The sequence below is a fragment of the Halomonas sp. McH1-25 genome, from assembly GCF_022348165.1.
In the GTDB taxonomy this organism is placed as follows: domain Bacteria; phylum Pseudomonadota; class Gammaproteobacteria; order Pseudomonadales; family Halomonadaceae; genus Modicisalibacter.
On record NZ_JAKRFI010000003.1, the window covers coordinates 273548 to 291033 of the forward strand.

Below are 17486 nucleotides of genomic sequence, written 5' to 3' on the forward strand. Positions count from 1 at the left end.
TTCTTGCAAAAAGCCAAGAAAAACACATCAAAGATTGCTCAACATGACTTCCCAGCACATTACCCCTGCGCTTGACCGCTATGACCGGCACATCCTCGACATCCTCCAGCACGATGGGCGTCTCAGCAATCAGGAGCTGGCCGAACGCATCGGATTGTCTCCCTCACCCTGTCTCAGACGTGTCCGCGCCCTGGAACAGAGCGGGCTGATCACGGGCTATCGCGCTATCGTCGACAGCAAGCGTCTGGGCTACAGCCTGATGGCACTGCTGCATATCTCCATGGATCGACATACTCCGGAGCGCTTCGCCAACTTCGAGAAGAATGTCGCGGCACTGCCACAAGTCCTGGAATGCTTGTTGATCACCGGGCAGGAAGCCGATTACCAGCTCAAGGTGGTGGTCAGGGACATGGACGACTATCAGGATCTGCTACTCAACCGCATCACCCGGATCGAGGGCGTCAGCGGCGCGCATTCGAGTTTCGTGCTGCGGCGCGTAATCGATAACCCAGCGGTGCCGGTTGAGTGACGGGGCTTGGTGCCCACTCCCATCGTCACCAGTGCTATCGTTACGACTTTCCTTCCCTGCTATGGAGACCCCATGTCAGCCAAGATTTACTGCACAGCCAGCTTCAAACCCAAGCCCGGCAAGGAAGACGCCGTTTTCAAGGCGTTACAGGCGCTCGAGCCCAACGCTCATCGCGAAGACGCGTGCCTGCATTACACCGTGACTCGCCACATCGACAATCCGTTCGCCCAGGGAAGCAGCTACCCAATCGTGTTCCACGAGATATGGGCCAACCGGGAGGCCTTCGAGGCACACTGCCAACGCGAGGAGATTCGTGATTTCTTTGCCCGGCATCTGGAAGCTGAGGACGGTGACATCGAGGACGCCAACGTATGCGTTTACACCGACGAGCCGAGCGACTTCGACGCCCCCAAGGTTTGACACCAACCAAAGCGATAAAAAAACGCCGTGGCCAAAGGCCACGGCGGCTCACGGCTTGACGCTGGAAATCATGCGTAAGCGTTGATGCGCGTCCCGATGGTGCCGGTCGATGCCAGCGAATCCTTGGGTGCGGCCGATGCCATAATTTCCGAGACCTGGTTGGCCTGGATCTCCAGAGCGTCCTTGAGCAGGCTCATCTGGGCCTGCTGACCGGCATTGTACTGCTGAAGGGTCAGGGCCATGCTCACGGTTGCATTGACTGACGTGTCCACTTGGCATACCTCGCTCATGTCGTAAAGCCTGAACCTACCATCCGCCTTTCGTCACGACGAGTTTGTGGCATCAACGCGTACCATGACGAAACAAAATCAGGCGATGAGTGAGCTTGAGCATCACGTTCTCTGCACATCTACAGGTCCGATACGCCACTGTCATCCAAGGCCGTTTCCAACGCCGCCGCGACATGCAGCGCCGTGGTATCGTAAAGCGTCACTGTCGTATCGGATGGCTGAACCAGCATGCCGATCTCGGTACACCCCAGGATTACGCCTTGCGCCCCACGCTGGGCCAGACCGTCGATGATCGAGAGAAAGCGGGCCCGAGAACCGTCGGCGACGGTGCCATGCACGAGTTCGGTGAAGATGACCTCGTGTATGAAATCCCGCTCATCCTGCTCGGGCGTTATCACTTCAATGCCGAATCGGGCCTGGACTCGGTCGCGATAAAACGCCTGCTCCATGGTGAAGCGCGTTCCCAGCAGGCCAACACGCCGTATGCCGTCACGCGCCAGCGCCTGCCCCGTTGCATCGGCAATGTGCAACAAGGGAATGTCGATTGCCGCCTCCACGTCATCCGCCACACGATGCATGGTATTGGTCGCAATCAACAGGAAATCGGCGCCAGCCGCCTGCGCCTGGCGTGCCGAACAGGCCAGGTAGCGGCCTGCTGCATCCCAGTCTCCGGCACGCTGTAACGCTTCGATCTCGGCGAAATCGACACTAATCAGGCAGATCGGTGCCGAGTGATAACCGCCTCGCCTGTCGCGTACGCCTTCGTTCAGGCCACGGTAATACGTTTGTGTCGACTCCCAACTCATGCCGCCCAGGATTCCGATCGTCTTCATGCCGTCCTGCCTCCCTTATCGTCCTTTTGCTCATCTTCGTGCATTTTGTCGTCAACGAAAACGGGCAGAACCTTCCCGGCCCTGCCCGCGATCAGCGTCTGTCGGCCACGGCCGCGTCCTGCGGCCGTGGCCCGGCTAAGCCAAGGCGGCCCCACAGGTGGGACACACTTTCACGGGTATGTCCGCTCTTCCGACGATCTCCTCGAAATCGAGAGGCGCCGCCAGCTCGACGTCGCCCTTTGCCGCGTCAGGGTGCAATGGGCGCACGATGCCCTGATCGACATAAAGACCGATATCCTTGAGCAAGTGGTCGTCGAGATGGGCAAGCGCCCGAAAGTTGTTTCGATCACGACGAGCGACCGTCAGTGCCTTGCAGATGCGTGCGAGCCAGTTCGTTACGTGCATGTCTCCGTCTCCTTTAACAGGAGGCCGGGACCTTAACGGGGCAAGAGAGGAATGATGCAGGAGGTACTCGGGCCGCGGTAAGATCCGCGGCCGATGAAACTGATGTCAGGCGACACGCGGACGAACGACGATTCGCAGCGCATGATTATTCATGCGCACGGAGTCGTTCGTTACCGCTGGCCACATCAGTTGAATCATGAAAAGTGCCTTATTTCATACAACGCCGGCTAATACAGCCGACTCTGATCATTAAAGGCGGCGTTGTACAGCGCGTCAAGTCGTCTCGAGTCAATGACGGTCGCGCTCGGAATGCCGACGCACTACCATAGCCTCCTTCAACTCTGCGACGGACACTCGGCATGAAATACATCGGCGCCCATGTCAGCGCAGCGGGCGGTGCGGCCCAGGCAGTGGTCAGGGCCCACGAGATCGGAGCCAACGCCTTTGCGCTGTTCACCAAGAATCAGCGCCAGTGGCACGCCAAGCCGCTGAGCGATGAGGCCATCGCCTCGTTCAAGACAGCCTGCCAGCGCTACGGCTTCGGTCCTGGGCAAATCCTTCCGCACGACAGTTACCTGATCAATCTGGGGCATCCTGACGACACGGCATTGAAAAAATGCCGGGCAGCGTTTCTCGATGAATTTCAGCGCTGCGAACAGCTTGGCCTGACTCTGCTGAACTTTCATCCCGGCAGCCATCTGCGCAAGATCTCCGAGCGCGAATGTCTTGCGCGTATTGCCGAGTCGATCAACGACGTGTTGTCCCGGACACGCAATGTCACTGCGGTGATCGAGAATACCGCCGGACAAGGCACCAATCTCGGCCACCGCTTCGAGCACCTCGCCGAGATCATCGCGCAGGTCGACGACAAGTCACGCGTCGGCGTATGTATCGACACTTGCCATGCCTTTGCGGCGGGCTACGATCTGCGCACACGCGAGGCGACGCTGGCCACGCTCGACGAACTCGATGCTGTGGTCGGCTTCGAGTATTTGCGCGGCATGCACCTGAACGATGCCAAGAGTGCCTTCGGCAGTCGAGTCGACCGGCATCATTGCCTTGGCGAGGGCAACATCGGCCTGGATGCATTTGCCGCGCTCATGCGCGATCCACGCCTCGATGGAATTCCGCTTATCCTTGAAACCATCGAGCCGGATCGATGGTCGGAAGAAATCGACTGGTTGCGTGCACAGCAACGCCAACCGGCCGACCTCGCTCCCAGCCACTAAGGTTCGGCTCATGGTTGCCAATGGTTTTTTCAACTGGCTCGGCGAGAGCCTCGGCGATGCGATTCGCTTCATCGTCGACGTACTGGCCGGCTTCTTTGCCGGCATCGGCATCGCCATTCACGATTTCATCGAAGGGCTGACCGGCTCGCTGGGCATGAATACCTCGCTGTTCGGCCTAATCGCCCTGATCACGGGCCTGGGACTACTCTACAAGGGGATACGTGCCCTGCTGCAGCGCTCGTTTCTGGCCGGCGCCCTGTGGATGTTGATTGGCCTGCTGGTGCTAAGCTGGCTGATCGCCTGAAGCCACGCCCATGGGAGCTGACGTTACACATTGTCATGGCCTTGTCTGGCTGGTTACATGAGCATGACCATTCAATCGCAAGACGACAGGAGACAAACATCATGTTGAAGCGTATCAAACTGCCACGCAGGGCCCTGGCCTGCCTTGCTGCGTTGGCAATGACACCTGCCGCCTTGGCACAACAGCCCTCGGCCGACCCCAACGTCACCACCGAACAGTTTCAGGACTGGGAAGTGCGCTGCCCCCAGGATGTGGCGGCACAGGGCTCATGCACCATGACGCAGTTGGTCAACAATCCCGACGACAGTCGTCCGCTGATGCGGGTGGTCATGGCCTACCCTCCGGAAATCGATACCGCGGCCATGGCGTTCTTTCTGCCACTGGGCACACGCCTGGCACCGGGGCTTCAGCTCAGCATCGACAATGCAGAGCCGGTCTCCTTCCCCTTCCAGGTGTGCATGGAACAGGGCTGCCGCGCCGACCTGCCCGTGCGCCCCGAGCTGATGCAGCAACTGCGTAGCGGCAGTTCGGCCACTCTCAGCCTGATCGGCCCGCGCGGCAACCGCATGGATCTCGACGTCTCGTTGATGGGCTTTACCAACGCCAGCGAGCGCATCCAGAACTAGCCGGCAGCGTCGCACTACGCACAACGGGCCGCTCAAGAGCGGCCCGTTTCATCTGCTAGCGTTTCGCTCGTCCAGAGTCAGTGGGCTAGCGCCTTCTCGACGACCTCATAGACATTGGGCGACAGTTCTTCGGCACGGATACGTTCGAGCTCCGCTTTCATCAGCGCCTGACGCTGCTCATCGAAACGCTGCCAACGCGTCAGCGGCGTGATGATACGCGCGGCGATCTCGGGATTGAGCCGGTTGAGCTCGATAACCACATCGGCCAGCAACTTGTATCCCTCGCCATCCAGACGATGGAAATTGACCCGATTCTGACCGACGAACGCCCCAATCAGCGCGCGCACCCGGTTGGGGTTCTTGAGTGAAAATGCCGGGTGATCCATCAGATACTTGACCCGATCCAGAGCATCCGACTGCGGCCGGGTGACCTGCACGCTGAACCATTGGTCCATCACCAGCGGGTCATGGGCCCACTTCTCACCGAAGGCCCGCAACGCCGGATCGGCAATGTCGCCACGTGAGCTGTGTACCAGCAGAGTCAGCGCCGCTCGCACATCGGTCATGTTGTGCTGGGCCTCGAACTGTTGACGGGCCAGCTCGACGCCCTCCTCGTCCTCGATGCTCATCAGGTAGGACAGCGCCACGTTCTTGAGACTGCGTTGTGCGATCTGCTCGGCGTTCGGCGCGTAAGGCGCATCGGAAAGGTTGGCTTGGTAGAGCGCCAGAAACTCGTCGCGCAGGGCGACGGCCAGCGACTGCTTGACGAAGTTGCGCGCAGCGTGGATGGCATCGACATCGACCGTTGGCTGCTGTTCGGCGATATACGCCTCGGACGGCAGCGTCAGCATCTCGGCCAGTACCGCCTTGTCGTCACTCGGCTCGGTCAACAGGTTGCGGAAGGCCTCGGTCACGCGAGGATCCATGACTTTCTCGACGCCGTTGCGATGAGCGGCGATCAGGTCGTCCAGGGCCAGCATGGCGAGACGTTGTCCGGCATCCCAGCGATTGAAGCCATCGGAGTCGTTCTGCAGCAGGAATGCCAGGTCCTCGCGGCCATAGGGGAAGCGCAGCTTGACCGGCGCCGAGAAGCCGCGCAGCAGCGACGGCACCGGGGCCTCGGCGACGTCGGTGAACACGAAGGTCTGCTCGTCCTCGCGCAGGTGAAGCACGCCATCCTTGCCGAGGTCCTCCTTGCCGTCGGGCGTCTCGAGGGTCAGTGTCAGGTCCTCGCCGGACTTGGTGCCCACCAGGCCAACGCGCACGGGGATGTGCAGTGGCTGTTTGTCGGGCTGGCCGGGCGTCGCCGGGGTACGCTGGCGCATCGTCAGGCGATATTCGGCGCTGGCGTAGTCGTACTCGCCATAGGCGTCGATTTCCGGGGTGCCGGCCTGGGAATACCAGCGCATGAACTGACCGAGATCCAGCCCGGAGACCTCGGCCATGCAGCCGACGAAATCCTCGATGGTCACCGCCTGGCCATCGAAGCGCTCGAAATACAGGTCCGAGCCCTTGCGGAAGGTATCCCAGCCAAGCAGGTTGCGCAGCATGCGCACGATCTCCGACCCTTTCTCGTAGATGGTCAGAGTATAGAAGTTGGAAATCTCGATGTAATGATCGGGACGCACCGGGTGTGCAGTAGGGCCGGCATCCTCGGCAAACTGTGCGGTGCGCAGGAAGGACACGTCCTCGATGCGCTTGACCGGGGCCGAGTTCACATCGGCCGAAAAGCTCTGGTCGCGGAAAACCGTGAAGCCTTCCTTGAGCGAGAGCTGGAACCAGTCGCGACAGGTCACGCGATTGCCCGACCAGTTGTGGAAGTATTCGTGGGCGACCACCCCCTCGACACGCTGGAAGGCGGCGTCGGTGGCCGTCTGCGGATGAGTCAGCACCGCCGCCGAGTTGAAGATGTTGAGCCCCTTGTTCTCCATCGCGCCCATGTTGAAGTCATTGACGGCGACGATCATGAACAGGTCGAGGTCGTACTCGCGGCCGTAGGTTTCCTCGTCCCACGTCATCGACGCCTTGAGCGAGCGCATGGCGTGCTCGGTCTTGTCGAGATTTTCGGGCTCTACCCACAGCTGTAGGGTCACATCGCGACCGCTCATGGTGGTAAAGCGATCCTCGACCTTTTCGAGCTGGCCGGCCACCAGGGCGAACAGATAGCTCGGCTTGGGGTGCGGATCCTCCCAGGTCACGAAGTGCTTGCCATTCGGCAACTCGCCACGCTCCACCGGATTGCCGTTGGACAATAGCACCGGCAACCGCTCGCGATCGCCGATCACCGTGGTGGAGAAGGTCGCCATTACGTCGGGACGATCCAGATAATAGGTGATGCGGCGAAACCCTTCGGCTTCGCACTGGGTACAGAACATGCCGTTGGAGAGATACAGCCCTTCCAGCGCCGTGTTGGCCTGGGGATCGATCACGACCTCGGTCTCCAGGCGCAAACGGTCGGGAGCGTCGGGAATGGTCAACGTCGCATCGTCCACCTGGTATTCCCCCGCCTGCAGCTCCTGCCCGTCGATGGCGACGTATTTGAGGGAAAGCTTCTCGCCATGCAACGTCAGAGGCAGACCGGGCTCGCTGTCGGGATGACGCTCCAGATGCAAGGCGGCATGCACATGCGTGTCGGACGCCGACAGATCGAATTTCAGCTCGGTGTGCGTGACCCGATAGGCCGGCGGGCGATAGTCGTTGAGATATACCGGTTGCGGCTGGGCGTCGACCGGCTTGATTTCGGCTTGTTCGGAAACGCGCGTATCGGACATGGATCGAGAACTCCTGTACAAGATGACCGACATTGTACGGTGCCCGGGGCAGGAGTCTCAAAGTGGCGTAGGCAGTCGATGACCGAGCGGCCACCCACGCCAGCTAGCGCCCCATGCGTTGCGCGGACAGCCGCTCTTCCTGCATCTGGCGGGATGACGTGTGGTTCCGCGGCGTCCTCTGGCTCGGTTCGGGCCTTGTTGCGATCCACACTCCCAGCAACAGTAGCCCGACAATCAAGCCGCCGCGCAGTGCCAACGAGTCCAGAACGATTGCCAGGACGGCGCAGGAAACCAACAGCATCATCACGGCGAGAATCTTGGCATGCCGTGGAATGGCGTGCTCGTGCTCCCAGGCCTCGATTGGCGGCCCGAAGCGCGGATGGCAGCGAATCCATTGGGCAAAGCGGGGCGAGCCACGAGACGCCAGCCAGACGGCCAGCAACATGAAGCAGGTCGTCGGCAACAACGGCAAGAACAGTCCCACGACACCCAGCGAGAAACTGAGTCCGGCGAGACAGACGAAGACGAGCTGTCTTGTCTTTGACATTCGTTTGTCTCCTGCCTCCTGTCGTGCCGGCGAATTCCCGTAAAGAGAGTCGTCGGGCCCATTGTGTTGGGACGCGCCTGGCTGGGCATGAGCCCGACGACCATTACCATTACACTGTACGCCGTCGGTCAACGGAAATCATTTAACCCTATGACCAGACTAGGCAAGCTTAATCGTCACGTCATCCATGGCTTACGCGAGAATACCGTCGGTAACCACTGTTCATGAACGGTAAACGGTTTATTGCCTGGAAGGCAGCTGGCGTTTCGCTACGTAACCGCTAGGCTGTCTTCACGATTGGAGACCATTCATGCGCAACGTACTTTTTCTATCTCACGGGTCGCCGAGTCTGATCATCACCGAGCATCCCGCCCGGGATTTCTTCGTCGACCTGGGTCGACGACTGCCCCGCCCGCGTGGCGCTCTGGTCGTCTCGGCCCATTATGAAACCTCGACCCTGGCCCTTGGCGGTGCCGTACGACCGACCACACTGCATGACTTCTACGGTTTTCCCGAGGTCATGTATCGACAACGCTACCCGGCTGAAGGGTTGCCCGACATGGCTCGCCAGCTCGCGGCGGAACTCGGTGCCAGGGGCTTCGATGTCGAGGTCGACCCTCGCCGCCCGCTTGATCACGGGGTGTGGTCGCCGCTGTCGCTGGTCTGGCCGCAGGCGGACATTGCCCTGTTGCCGGTCAGTGTGCCGATGGCGTTGGCCGACACTGAGCGCCTGGCCCTGGCAGCCCAGCTCGGTCGCTTCGCCGAGCGCCATGATCTGTGGCTGATCGGCTCGGGCGCGGCCACCCACAACCTGGGCGACCGCAAGCCCGCCGATGCCGGGCCGGACGCGTGGGCCCAGGAATTTCACGACTGGGCACGTGATGTCGCTGAGCGGGGCGATCTGGAGGTTCTCGCGGACTGGCGCCATCGAGCACCACACGCCACCTATGCCCATCCCACCCCGGAGCACTTCCTGCCGCTACTGATGACGGTCGGTGCCCTCGAGGGACGGCCGATGAAGGCTCTGCACGAGAGTTTCATGTTCGGCAATCTGAGCATGCTGTGCCTGTCCGATCTCGCTACGGCCAGGTGGTTCGCACACGACACCGGGGCGGCAGCCTGAGTCCGGCCACGCACCGGCTCAGTCGCGAAAATTGTCGAACTGCAGCGGCATGTCGATGGACTCGTCGCTTTTCAGCAGAGCGATGGCCTGCTGCAGGTCGTCGCGTTTCTTGCCGGTCACGCGCACCTTGTCGCCCTGAATCTGGGCCTGAACCTTGAGCTTGGCATCCTTCAGCGTCTTGACGATCTTCTTGGCCAGGGGTTGATCGATGCCCTGGCGCAGCACGACTTCCTGGCGGGCACGGACACCTCTCGTGTCGGCATCCTTCTCCTCCAGGCAGCCGACATCGATGCCACGGGCGATCATGCGCCCCTTGAGGATATCGAGCATCTGACGCAACTGGAAATCGGCATCGGCCTCCATGTGGACGCTGTCGCCTTCCTCACGGAAGCTGGCCGTCACACCGCGAAAATCGAAACGCGTTCCCAGTTCGCGATTGGCCTGGTCCACGGCATTGGTGACTTCATGCTTATCGAGTTCGGAAACGATATCGAAGGAGGGCATGTCTTGGCTCCGCAATGGCTATCGAGACCGGGCATGCTAGCCCAGGCTAGGCACGGGCGCATCCGCTATTTGGTCAGACGTCTCGACGACCAGCGGCTTGTCCATCTGCCAGGCGGCGCAGCCATCGATGTAGTAGTCGTCCAACCAGCGCCGCGGTAAAAAGCCCATGCGCCGATACAGCCCCATGGCGATCCGGTTGTCGGCACGCACTTCCAGGCTCAGTTTGAGCATGTCACGTTCGAGGGCCTGCTGTTCGAGCTTTTCCAGCAGCCGCCGCCCCAGCCCGCCACCGCGCGCGTCGGGATGCACGCAGAACGAGTAGAGCCGAGCCGTACGACTGTTGCGTCGAAACAGCAGCGTGCCGTAGCCCAGCAATGCCCCATCTTCCGTCGCTGCCAGCCAGGTGACGGCATTGGCTCGGCCGAGCAGATGCGCCAATTGGCGGCGACTGAATCGATCCCCCTCGAAGCAGTCGAGTTCGAGTTGACACAGCGCGGCAAGATCGCTCGGTGTCGCAGGGCGAAGGGCGGGAGAGGACGTCGCAGTCATGACTCGGTTTCCTAAATGAACGACGGCATTTTGGGTCGACGGATTGCGCGTGTCATTGGCGTTGGGCATGAATTTATTTCACGCTGTCTAGCTGTTGAAGCGAGGGAAGGTCAAGGGCATTCTAAGCCCCTATATCACTCCCTCCGGTTTATGTTCTCTTCTCATGGCAGGAAGCTTGCTCATGTCGCCATTGCGCATCGTTGTCGACCGTATTTCCGACTGGCGCCCCTATTATCCCACCGACGACCTGATCACTGCGGCCGATTATCTGGCCCAAGGCACCAATGGCGAGCAGGACGCCACGACGCACGTCATCAACCTGTGCGGCGGTCTCGATTATCTGGAAACCGGTTATTACGTGTCGCTGCTGGCCCAGGCCCGCGGGCAGCGCGTGCTGCCCAGTGTGGAGACCCTCAATCAGCTGTCGCGCAAAGCGCTGGTCGATTTACAGCTCGAGTCGCTGGCCCCGCTGATGGACGAACTGGCGCGACGCGGCGCCTTGGAGGGCGATGCAGTCACCCTGCGCATCATGTTCGGCGAGTGCCTCGAGGCCGGCCTGGGCAAGCTGGCGCGACGTCTCTTCGAGCGCCTGCCTTGCCCTCTCCTCGAGGCGCGCTTCCAGCATCGCCAGGGCCTGTGGCGCCTGGCACGGCTCAAGCCGTTGGCGCTGACCTCGCTGGGTGTCGAAGAGCAGGACCTGTTCGCGGCGGCATTGAACCGCCATTCGCGCAAGGTCTGGCGCACGCCCAAGGCGCGCCGGCGCTACCGCTACGACCTGGCGATGCTGGTCGATCCCAAGGAAGCCCTGCCGCCCAGCAACAAGAGCGCCATCAAGCAGTTCATTCGCGCCGGTCGGCGCCTGGGCATCGATGTCTCGCTGATCACCAAGCGCGATGAAGGCCGCCTGGCCGAATTCGATGCTCTTTTCATCCGCGAAACCACCAGCCTGGATCACCATACCTACCGTATGGCCAAGCGCGCCGAGCATGAAGGTCTGGTGGTCATCGACGATCCGCGCTCCATCCTACGCTGCACCAACAAGGTCTATCTGCACGAGTTGCTCAATGCCAAGGGCGTACCGGCGCCGGGGGGCATGCTGCTCTATCGCGACGACCTCAAGCGCCTGCCCCAGAAGACGCAAGGCCTGCAGTTTCCAATGGTGCTCAAGGTGCCGGACGGCGCCTTCTCGCGCGGGGTGGTCAAGATCCAGTCCGTGGATCAACTGGCACAGGAAGCCGAGCGCCTGTTCCAATCCTCGGCGCTTCTGCTGCTGCAAGAGTGGCTGCCCACCGAGTTCGATTGGCGAATCGGCGTGCTCGACGGAGAGGTGCTATTCGCCAGCCGCTACTACATGGCACGCGGTCACTGGCAGATCTACGACCATTCGCGTGGCAAAACGCGTAGTGGCGGCTTCACGACCCATGACCCCAAGGACGCGCCCAAGCCGGTGGTCAAGGCAGCGCTCAAGGCCACCCGCCTGATCGGCGACGGCCTGTATGGCGTGGACCTCAAGCAGATCGGCGAACGGGTGGTGGTCATCGAGGTCAACGACAACCCCAACCTGGACGCCGGCGTGGAGGACGTGGTGCTGGGGTCGCGTCTCTATTCGAAAGTGATGGAAGTATTTCTGGCGCGAATGGAAGAACGCCGGCGCCACGCGGGTTGAACGCGACGCGCCGATTGGCGCGTCAATTCAGGACGAAGCGTACTTGGCCAGGAATTCTTCGCCCGTGAGCCGTGGAGTGTCATTGGCGAGTTCGTAATAGGCGGGTTTTTCGTCGACGAATATCTGCTGGCGCAGGGTCAGTGCCTGATCTTCCAGCAGGCCCGCCGGAATCGCATACCAGGGTTTGTCCTTGAGTCGATAGAACAGGTGGGTTCCGCAACGGCTGCAGAAGCCTCTCTGGGCCCATTCCGACGAGTCATAGACGGAGACATGCTCCTCGCCCTGGAATGTCACCTCACCATCGCACTCGACGGCAAACAAGGGACTCCCGGCCCAGGTTCGGCACATGCGGCAGTGGCAGGCATCGACATGCTGCCCTAACCCGTGCGCCACCAGCGTTACAGCACCGCAAAGACAGTGCCCTCTCCCCGTCGCGACTGGCATGGCTCTCTCCCTGGCAATGAAGGTTAAGAGTTAATAGCATCCGGTCCCGAAATGCGTCAATGAACCGGCAGCGCGTTATACGAGACGCGCCGCCGTATTCAGGCTTGTCAGCTTACAGCGGCTGATCCGCAGCTTCCCCGGCCGCAAGCCACTCGTCGACCAGCGGGCGATTTTCATCGATCCATTGGCGTGCGCCTTCCTCCGGCTCACCGGCTTTCTCGATCATCGCCATCAGACTGCCCAGCGAATCATCGTCCATTTGCCAGGCATTGAGTACGGCCGCCAGCCAAGGATCATCCTCGGCGAAGCCCGTACGCGAGAACCAATGAATGGCCTCCTCGTCGCCGTAGACGCCCTTGGGGTCGTCGAGGTACTTGAGATCGTATTCGGCAAACGCCCAATGCGGGCTCCACAGCGTCACGACCATGGGCTCCTGGCGCCGGTAGGCGTCATCCAGCGCCGCCATCATGGCAACCTCGGAGCTACTGAGCTGCTGCATCGGTAACTCATAGGCCTCGATGGCATCTTCAGTGAGCGAGGAGATCGACGAGCCGGGATCGATCCCGACGATGGTGGGTTGTCCCTGGTACTCGAAAGCCTCGCCCTGCCCGGCCAAGTCGGCAATGCTGTCGGCATTCACGTAACTCGGCACGACCAGCCCCATGCCGGCACCCCGGTACCAGACGTCATGAATGGTGAGCCGATCCTTGTAAGGCTCGATATAGCTGGCATCCGTGGCGGGCAGCCAGGTTTCCAGCGAGATATCCATGTCGCCGCTGGCAACGCCGCTGAATGCTACGCTCTTGCCGACGTTGGAAAGCTCGACGTCATAATCGTACGGCGCTTCCTCGAGTACCAACTTCCACATGTTGGCTACAGCGATGTTCTCGGCCCAGTTCAGGGTGCCGATGGTCAGCGACTTGTCGTTCTGCGCCTGCGCGCCCAGGCTGGCCGCAACCAGACCGGCGGCCAAAATGGCCTGCGTTGTCCTTGGCATGATGTCTTCTCGTAGAGGGGTGCTTTTCAAGATACCACGTCCGGTGAAGACGTCATTCCACGGCGATTTCGTAACCGGTGTACTTGCGTAGGTTGATCACGCCGGTATCGAACATAAGGTACTGCCCCTTGAGTCCCATCAGGGTCCCCCCGACCGTCGGTGTCTTGTCGAGATTGTGCGAGACGACCTTGGTTGGCGCTTGGAGTACCGGATAGTCGAGCGTCAGCGGTTCGGCGTCGAGCACGCGCAGGCTGTCCGCCCCGAAGCGCTCGCGTAAACCTTGCAGGCCATTCGACAAGGACGCCAGCAGACGATCGCGCTCGGTGCGCAGATTCATGGGGTCGACCTCGCCCTTGAGCATGGCGCGCCAGTTGGTGCGATCGGCGACCTGCTCCTTGAACAGCATCTCGACGAAACCGGACTGTTGACGGGTGTCGACTTCCAGAATCGGCAGGGCCTGGATCGCGCCCTGATCCAACCAGCGGGTCGGTAGCTGGGTCTTGCGCGTAATGCCGACTTTTAAGCCTGACGAATTGGCCAGATAGACCACATGCGGCTGCAGACAATGGCGCTCGCCCCACTCCGGTTCGCGACAGGTGCCTTGGTCGAAATGGCAAGTCTCGGGCTTGACGATACAGGTGTCGCATTGCGCCAGCCGCTTGAAACAAGGGTAACAGTAGCCCTGACCGAAGCTCTTGCGGGTCGTGCGTCCACAGTGAGTGCAGGCAATCGCCCCGGTATGCGTCAGGCGCAGCGTCTTGCCGAGCCGGGCATTGAGATCGAGCCGATGCTCACCGGCACGTAGCGTATAACGTGCAGGAGCATCGACCGGGCCGGGCTCGATGTGCATCTTGGTCAGGCAACCGCGTAGCGGTGTGATCAGTTCACCCACTTGATGCTGTCCCCCTCGTCCGTCGCCTCCTGGGTGCCGCAGCCTTGATGCTGCAGGTAGCCTACGCGCTGGTCTTCGGGCACGTTGTGCTCGATCTCGTAACGCATCACGGCTTCCAGGCACAACTCGGTCTGCTCGGGCGTCAGGAGGCGGCCGTCGGGCCACTTACGTAGCGCCACCGCCTGCTTGAGGCTCTGGTAGATGTCCGGCGTCATCTGCTGGATCATGCGATCGAACGTCATCTCACTCATCGTTTCTCTCCGGCAATCCAGGGCTTAATGTTTGCGAGCTCGGCTACTGGCAATCCAGCCCGTCAATAAACCGACCAGCAGGCCCCCTAGGTGCGCCTCGTTGGCCACGTTACCGAAGCCGATCGGCTCGGCGAAATCGGTCATGGTGAACACCATCCAACCCAGCATGAACACCACCAGCATCTGCGGTACGAAGAAGCCACTGCGCGGCGCACGACGCGACATCAGCCAAACATAGCCGAGCAACGCGTAGTCTACGCCGGACATGCCACCGAACAGGACCGTTCCCGTGGCGTACTGGGCCAGGTTGGATGTCAGTGCGCTGAGCAACACGATGCCCAATAGGCGCCACGAACCTTGCAACGCTTCTATCTGGCGACCGAAATACCACAGCCACAGCATGTTGAAGATCAGGTGCATCCAGCCGAAGTGCAGGAATGCCGGCGACACCAGGCGCCAGATCTGTCCGGAAGCCAGCGTGTCGCCCAGCGTGCCGACACTCAGGGTATTGCCCACCACGCCGAGTGGCGTAATGGTCATGGCGGCAATCACGAGATCGCCCAAGATAGCCATGATGGCGAACACCGCCAGACACAGGCCGATCAGCATGATCGCCACGGGCGCCTCGGCCAGTGGGCTCTGCTGCCAGTTGCGGCGCGCTCGCCGCTTTCCGTCGGGACTCTGCAACGGCTCGCCGCGTTCCCAACGCGTGAGCAATCGATGCAATTCCTGATGCTGCTTCGGATCGGCGAGCCACAGGACCTGAACGTCTCCCTCTTCGGTGAAGCGGTGGCCGATTCGCTCGGCCCACAGCGCCTTGCGCAGCGCTCGCGTATCGATGTTACGCGGCAGTTCCAGCACCTTATACATGATGACTCCTCATCCCGGCGGAAAGCCGCGCTTCACAAAGCGCACGCAAAGAAAAGTCCGGCGGAGGGGACCGCCGGACAATGAGCAAGGGATCATTCAAGGGAACACCTACTCTGATAGCCAAAACCCACACAAGTTTCACGCCGATGAAAAAAATTGCGTAATGAATTGTAAGAAACAACATCGCCAGGCTGCGACCCCATACTACTCCAGTTGCGACCGCCCCGGCGTTTTCCCAACCGCTCAATCCAGATCGATCTCCCAGGGCCGAGGCCTGGCCAGCTCTTCTCGGGGAACGCGAATCCAGACGAACTTATCAGCATTGAGTTCACACTCGCCGTCCCAGCGGTAGGCCACCAAACGACCGAACTTCACGGCACTATAGTCCAGGCAGGCAATGTTGGGTGCCGGTAGGGCCGGAATCCCCTCGCACCAGTAGTGCCCGATGAACAACGGAGGCTCCTCAGGGCCATAGTAGGACAACCTGGCCCGCTCCCAATCGGACAGCACGCGATCCTCGAGATCATTGGGCAGGTTGTCGGGCTGGAAGATCACGTCGCCGTAGGTGCGTGGCGAGGCCGCCCAGAAATGCGCTCGGAAGGTTCGCCGCGTGAAACCATCGCCGGAATGGATTTCGACATCCTCGGGCAGAGGTATGTGCGTACCTCGGGTCAGGCGCTCGAGCACTTTGAAGGCGAAACTTTCGGGCCGTACGGACTCATGCAAAAAGTCCTCGTCGATGCGTGCGTCGGGATAACGGGCCAGGAACCGTTCGATCAGCGGTGCATCCCAGCAGGCATGCACCACGCGCAAACCATCCCTTTCGAGCACCAGGGGAATGTCCATGAACCAGGCTAGCGTGTCTTCCCATTCGGCAGGATGGTCGCGATACTGCTCGAAGGTTTCCTGAATGATGCGGTTATGACGCGGCGTATGCTCACGCAGCCATTCACAGCCCGAGCCATCGCGACAACGCCGGGTATAGGTCAGTGCGTTGGCTTCGTGATTGCCCATGACGATGAAGGCTTCGCCGGACTCCACCATGCGCCGCGCGATGGTCACCGCCAGCCGGATGCGCGGTCCACGATCGATCAGATCGCCCAGGAAGATGACCTTGCGACGGGGATGCCGGTAGACGCCATCGCGCTGGTGATAGCCCATCTTTTCCAGCAATGCCGCCAGGGTCGCGCCACAACCATGCACGTCGCCGATCAGATCATAGCCTTCGATACCGCCGGTCATGCTCATGTCATTCCCCTAGCCGGCTACTCCAGCCCAGCTTGCTGCGACAGATTTCGAAGTAATTGTGCCCGTGCGGATGAATCAGCTTGAGTCGCTGGGGTTTGCGGCGTACGTAAAGTATATCGCCCGGTTTGGATACTACCTGGGTCTGACCGTCGCAGCTGACGTGAGGATAGGCTTCATTGGTCTCGCCGATATGCACCATGATCTCGCTGGAGGCATCGACGACGATCGGCCGGCTCGACAGCGTATGCGGGAACATCGGCACCAGGGTGATGGCCTCGAGCTTGGGATGCACGATCGGACCTCCCCCGGAAAGAGCGTAGGCCGTCGAGCCGGTGGGCGTGGCGATGATCAGACCGTCCGAGCGCTGGCTATAGACGAACTGGCCGTTGACGAACAGTTCGAACTCGATCATGCGCGCGGCCTTGCCGGGATGAATCACCACGTCATTGAGTCCGTCGGCGGTGCCCACGAGACTGCCATGACGAAAGACCTCGGCATCGAGCAGAAAGCGCTCCTCGACATCGTACTCGCCGGCCAGCACTTCGCCGACCCGCGCCTCGACCTCATCGGGCGAAATGTCGGTGAGAAAACCCAGTCGACCGCGGTTGATGCCCAGCACGGGCGTACCGGTACGGCACAGCGCGCGGCCCGCACCCAGCATGCTGCCGTCGCCACCGACCACGATGACCAGGTCGCAAATGTCACCGAGCAGGCGCCGGCTCGCTTCCTGCTGACCGTGATCGAGCAGCACCGTAGCGGTTCGGTCCTCGAGTATGACATGGTAGTCATTGGCATTGAGGAAACGAATCAGGCGCTTGAGCGTGTCGACGACCTTGGCGCTACCGAGACGGCCAATCAACCCAATGTTCTTGAAGGATGCCATGGGCGCTCCACTCCCCATCTAGGCCGGCCATTATGCGGGCTGAGCCGGGCACGGGCAAACCGACTGGCCATCGATCGTTGCTGCCGCCTGGCCTGGCGATGGAAA

At 61.0% G+C, this 17486-nt stretch carries 21 protein-coding genes; 7 read left to right on the plus strand and 14 right to left on the minus strand.

The window, feature by feature from the left end; translation table 11 throughout:
* Positions 1-43 precede the first annotated feature (43 nt).
* Both MHM84_RS10750 and MHM84_RS10755 read left to right on the plus strand, forming a co-directional pair.
* On the plus strand, positions 44-529 hold the full coding sequence (locus MHM84_RS10750) for an Lrp/AsnC family transcriptional regulator (RefSeq protein WP_239265895.1): 486 nt from the start codon (positions 44-46) through the stop codon (positions 527-529).
* A 72-nt stretch (positions 530-601) separates the two neighbouring features.
* Entirely contained in the window at positions 602-949 is a 348-nt protein-coding gene (locus MHM84_RS10755) for an antibiotic biosynthesis monooxygenase (protein WP_239265897.1), read from the plus strand.
* Positions 950-1017: 68 nt separating this feature from the next.
* Here the strand turns inward: MHM84_RS10755 and MHM84_RS10760 are convergent, their stop codons facing one another.
* From MHM84_RS10760 to MHM84_RS10770, 3 genes are all read right to left on the minus strand, one after another.
* Complete coding sequence (locus MHM84_RS10760; protein WP_239265900.1) at positions 1018-1239, minus strand: hypothetical protein; 222 nt, start codon at positions 1237-1239, stop codon at positions 1018-1020.
* Positions 1240-1358: 119 nt separating this feature from the next.
* Positions 1359-2072: an aspartate/glutamate racemase family protein gene (locus MHM84_RS10765; RefSeq protein WP_239265902.1), complete on the minus strand. Its 714-nt coding sequence runs from the start codon at positions 2070-2072 to the stop codon at positions 1359-1361.
* Between the two features lie 135 nt (positions 2073-2207).
* Positions 2208-2477, minus strand: coding sequence for a DUF1127 domain-containing protein (locus MHM84_RS10770; RefSeq protein ID WP_239265904.1), 270 nt, complete (start codon positions 2475-2477; stop codon positions 2208-2210).
* Between the two features lie 359 nt (positions 2478-2836).
* Between MHM84_RS10770 and nfo the strand changes: the two genes are divergently transcribed.
* The 3 genes from nfo (at position 2837) to MHM84_RS10785 (ending at position 4636) form a co-directional block, all read left to right on the plus strand.
* Positions 2837-3706, plus strand: a complete 870-nt coding sequence (gene nfo / locus MHM84_RS10775; protein ID WP_239265906.1) for a deoxyribonuclease IV — start codon at positions 2837-2839, stop codon at positions 3704-3706.
* Between the two features lie 10 nt (positions 3707-3716).
* Complete coding sequence (locus tag MHM84_RS10780) at positions 3717-4010, plus strand: hypothetical protein (protein WP_239265908.1); 294 nt, start codon at positions 3717-3719, stop codon at positions 4008-4010.
* A 101-nt stretch (positions 4011-4111) separates the two neighbouring features.
* The gene (locus MHM84_RS10785; RefSeq protein WP_239265910.1) at positions 4112-4636 is read left to right on the plus strand and encodes an invasion associated locus B family protein; all 525 of its coding nucleotides are present in this window, start codon (positions 4112-4114) and stop codon (positions 4634-4636) included.
* A 77-nt stretch (positions 4637-4713) separates the two neighbouring features.
* Here the strand turns inward: MHM84_RS10785 and pepN are convergent, their stop codons facing one another.
* Positions 4714-7407, minus strand: coding sequence for an aminopeptidase N (gene pepN / locus MHM84_RS10790; protein WP_239265912.1), 2694 nt, complete (start codon positions 7405-7407; stop codon positions 4714-4716).
* Positions 7408-7510: 103 nt separating this feature from the next.
* Positions 7511-7954 carry a YbaN family protein gene (locus MHM84_RS10795; RefSeq protein ID WP_239265914.1) on the minus strand — a complete coding sequence of 148 codons (444 nt, stop codon included), beginning with the start codon at positions 7952-7954 and terminating at the stop codon, positions 7511-7513.
* 310 nt (positions 7955-8264) lie between these two features.
* Here MHM84_RS10795 and MHM84_RS10800 point away from each other — a divergent pair, with 310 nt between their 5' ends.
* The gene (locus MHM84_RS10800) at positions 8265-9077 is read left to right on the plus strand and encodes a class III extradiol ring-cleavage dioxygenase (RefSeq protein WP_239265916.1); all 813 of its coding nucleotides are present in this window, start codon (positions 8265-8267) and stop codon (positions 9075-9077) included.
* 18 nt (positions 9078-9095) lie between these two features.
* Here MHM84_RS10800 and MHM84_RS10805 read toward each other — a convergent pair whose 3' ends face one another.
* Positions 9096-9581, minus strand: a complete 486-nt coding sequence (locus tag MHM84_RS10805; protein WP_239265918.1) for a YajQ family cyclic di-GMP-binding protein — start codon at positions 9579-9581, stop codon at positions 9096-9098.
* Between the two features lie 36 nt (positions 9582-9617).
* Positions 9618-10130, minus strand: a complete 513-nt coding sequence (locus MHM84_RS10810; RefSeq protein ID WP_239265920.1) for an N-acetyltransferase — start codon at positions 10128-10130, stop codon at positions 9618-9620.
* 181 nt (positions 10131-10311) lie between these two features.
* On the opposite strand from MHM84_RS10810, the gene MHM84_RS10815 reads away from it, so the two are divergent.
* Positions 10312-11796 (plus strand): RimK family protein, encoded by a 1485-nt coding sequence (locus MHM84_RS10815; protein ID WP_239265922.1) that lies wholly within the window; start codon positions 10312-10314, stop codon positions 11794-11796.
* Positions 11797-11823: 27 nt separating this feature from the next.
* Here MHM84_RS10815 and MHM84_RS10820 read toward each other — a convergent pair whose 3' ends face one another.
* From MHM84_RS10820 to MHM84_RS10850, 7 genes are all read right to left on the minus strand, one after another.
* A complete protein-coding gene (locus tag MHM84_RS10820; protein ID WP_239265924.1) occupies positions 11824-12240 on the minus strand; it encodes a GFA family protein in 417 nt (138 codons plus the stop codon).
* A gap of 112 nt (positions 12241-12352) precedes the next feature.
* Positions 12353-13237 (minus strand): glycine betaine ABC transporter substrate-binding protein, encoded by an 885-nt coding sequence (locus tag MHM84_RS10825; protein ID WP_239265926.1) that lies wholly within the window; start codon positions 13235-13237, stop codon positions 12353-12355.
* A gap of 52 nt (positions 13238-13289) precedes the next feature.
* Entirely contained in the window at positions 13290-14087 is a 798-nt protein-coding gene (locus MHM84_RS10830; RefSeq protein WP_239266268.1) for a DUF2797 domain-containing protein, read from the minus strand.
* 29 nt (positions 14088-14116) lie between these two features.
* The gene (locus MHM84_RS10835) at positions 14117-14380 is read right to left on the minus strand and encodes a DUF1315 family protein (RefSeq protein WP_239265928.1); all 264 of its coding nucleotides are present in this window, start codon (positions 14378-14380) and stop codon (positions 14117-14119) included.
* 24 nt (positions 14381-14404) lie between these two features.
* The gene (locus MHM84_RS10840; RefSeq protein WP_239265930.1) at positions 14405-15250 is read right to left on the minus strand and encodes a rhomboid family intramembrane serine protease; all 846 of its coding nucleotides are present in this window, start codon (positions 15248-15250) and stop codon (positions 14405-14407) included.
* A gap of 243 nt (positions 15251-15493) precedes the next feature.
* Positions 15494-16498: a metallophosphoesterase gene (locus MHM84_RS10845; protein ID WP_239265932.1), complete on the minus strand. Its 1005-nt coding sequence runs from the start codon at positions 16496-16498 to the stop codon at positions 15494-15496.
* 1 nt (position 16499) lies between these two features.
* On the minus strand, positions 16500-17381 hold the full coding sequence (locus MHM84_RS10850; protein ID WP_239265935.1) for an NAD(+) kinase: 882 nt from the start codon (positions 17379-17381) through the stop codon (positions 16500-16502).
* Positions 17382-17486: the final 105 nt, after the last annotated feature.

Excerpts from the sequence above, each read along its gene's own strand:
- MHM84_RS10755 (WP_239265897.1), top strand. The coding sequence starts at position 602 with ATGTCAGCCAAGATTTACTGCACAGCCAGCTTCAAACCCAAGCCCGGC.
- MHM84_RS10830 (WP_239266268.1), bottom strand. The coding sequence starts at position 14,087 with ATGCACATCGAGCCCGGCCCGGTCGATGCTCCTGCACGTTATACGCTA.
- MHM84_RS10805 (WP_239265918.1), bottom strand. The coding sequence starts at position 9,581 with ATGCCCTCCTTCGATATCGTTTCCGAACTCGATAAGCATGAAGTCACC.
- nfo (WP_239265906.1), top strand. The coding sequence starts at position 2,837 with ATGAAATACATCGGCGCCCATGTCAGCGCAGCGGGCGGTGCGGCCCAG.
- MHM84_RS10835 (WP_239265928.1), bottom strand. The coding sequence starts at position 14,380 with ATGAGTGAGATGACGTTCGATCGCATGATCCAGCAGATGACGCCGGAC.
- MHM84_RS10785 (WP_239265910.1), top strand. The coding sequence starts at position 4,112 with ATGTTGAAGCGTATCAAACTGCCACGCAGGGCCCTGGCCTGCCTTGCT.
- MHM84_RS10800 (WP_239265916.1), top strand. The coding sequence starts at position 8,265 with ATGCGCAACGTACTTTTTCTATCTCACGGGTCGCCGAGTCTGATCATC.
- MHM84_RS10845 (WP_239265932.1), bottom strand. The coding sequence starts at position 16,498 with ATGAGCATGACCGGCGGTATCGAAGGCTATGATCTGATCGGCGACGTG.
- MHM84_RS10765 (WP_239265902.1), bottom strand. The coding sequence starts at position 2,072 with ATGAAGACGATCGGAATCCTGGGCGGCATGAGTTGGGAGTCGACACAA.
- MHM84_RS10780 (WP_239265908.1), top strand. The coding sequence starts at position 3,717 with ATGGTTGCCAATGGTTTTTTCAACTGGCTCGGCGAGAGCCTCGGCGAT.
- MHM84_RS10810 (WP_239265920.1), bottom strand. The coding sequence starts at position 10,130 with ATGACTGCGACGTCCTCTCCCGCCCTTCGCCCTGCGACACCGAGCGAT.
- pepN (WP_239265912.1), bottom strand. The coding sequence starts at position 7,407 with ATGTCCGATACGCGCGTTTCCGAACAAGCCGAAATCAAGCCGGTCGAC.
- MHM84_RS10770 (WP_239265904.1), bottom strand. The coding sequence starts at position 2,477 with ATGCACGTAACGAACTGGCTCGCACGCATCTGCAAGGCACTGACGGTC.
- MHM84_RS10840 (WP_239265930.1), bottom strand. The coding sequence starts at position 15,250 with ATGTATAAGGTGCTGGAACTGCCGCGTAACATCGATACGCGAGCGCTG.
- MHM84_RS10750 (WP_239265895.1), top strand. The coding sequence starts at position 44 with ATGACTTCCCAGCACATTACCCCTGCGCTTGACCGCTATGACCGGCAC.
- MHM84_RS10815 (WP_239265922.1), top strand. The coding sequence starts at position 10,312 with ATGTCGCCATTGCGCATCGTTGTCGACCGTATTTCCGACTGGCGCCCC.
- MHM84_RS10760 (WP_239265900.1), bottom strand. The coding sequence starts at position 1,239 with ATGAGCGAGGTATGCCAAGTGGACACGTCAGTCAATGCAACCGTGAGC.
- MHM84_RS10850 (WP_239265935.1), bottom strand. The coding sequence starts at position 17,381 with ATGGCATCCTTCAAGAACATTGGGTTGATTGGCCGTCTCGGTAGCGCC.
- MHM84_RS10795 (WP_239265914.1), bottom strand. The coding sequence starts at position 7,954 with ATGTCAAAGACAAGACAGCTCGTCTTCGTCTGTCTCGCCGGACTCAGT.
- MHM84_RS10820 (WP_239265924.1), bottom strand. The coding sequence starts at position 12,240 with ATGCCAGTCGCGACGGGGAGAGGGCACTGTCTTTGCGGTGCTGTAACG.
- MHM84_RS10825 (WP_239265926.1), bottom strand. The coding sequence starts at position 13,237 with ATGCCAAGGACAACGCAGGCCATTTTGGCCGCCGGTCTGGTTGCGGCC.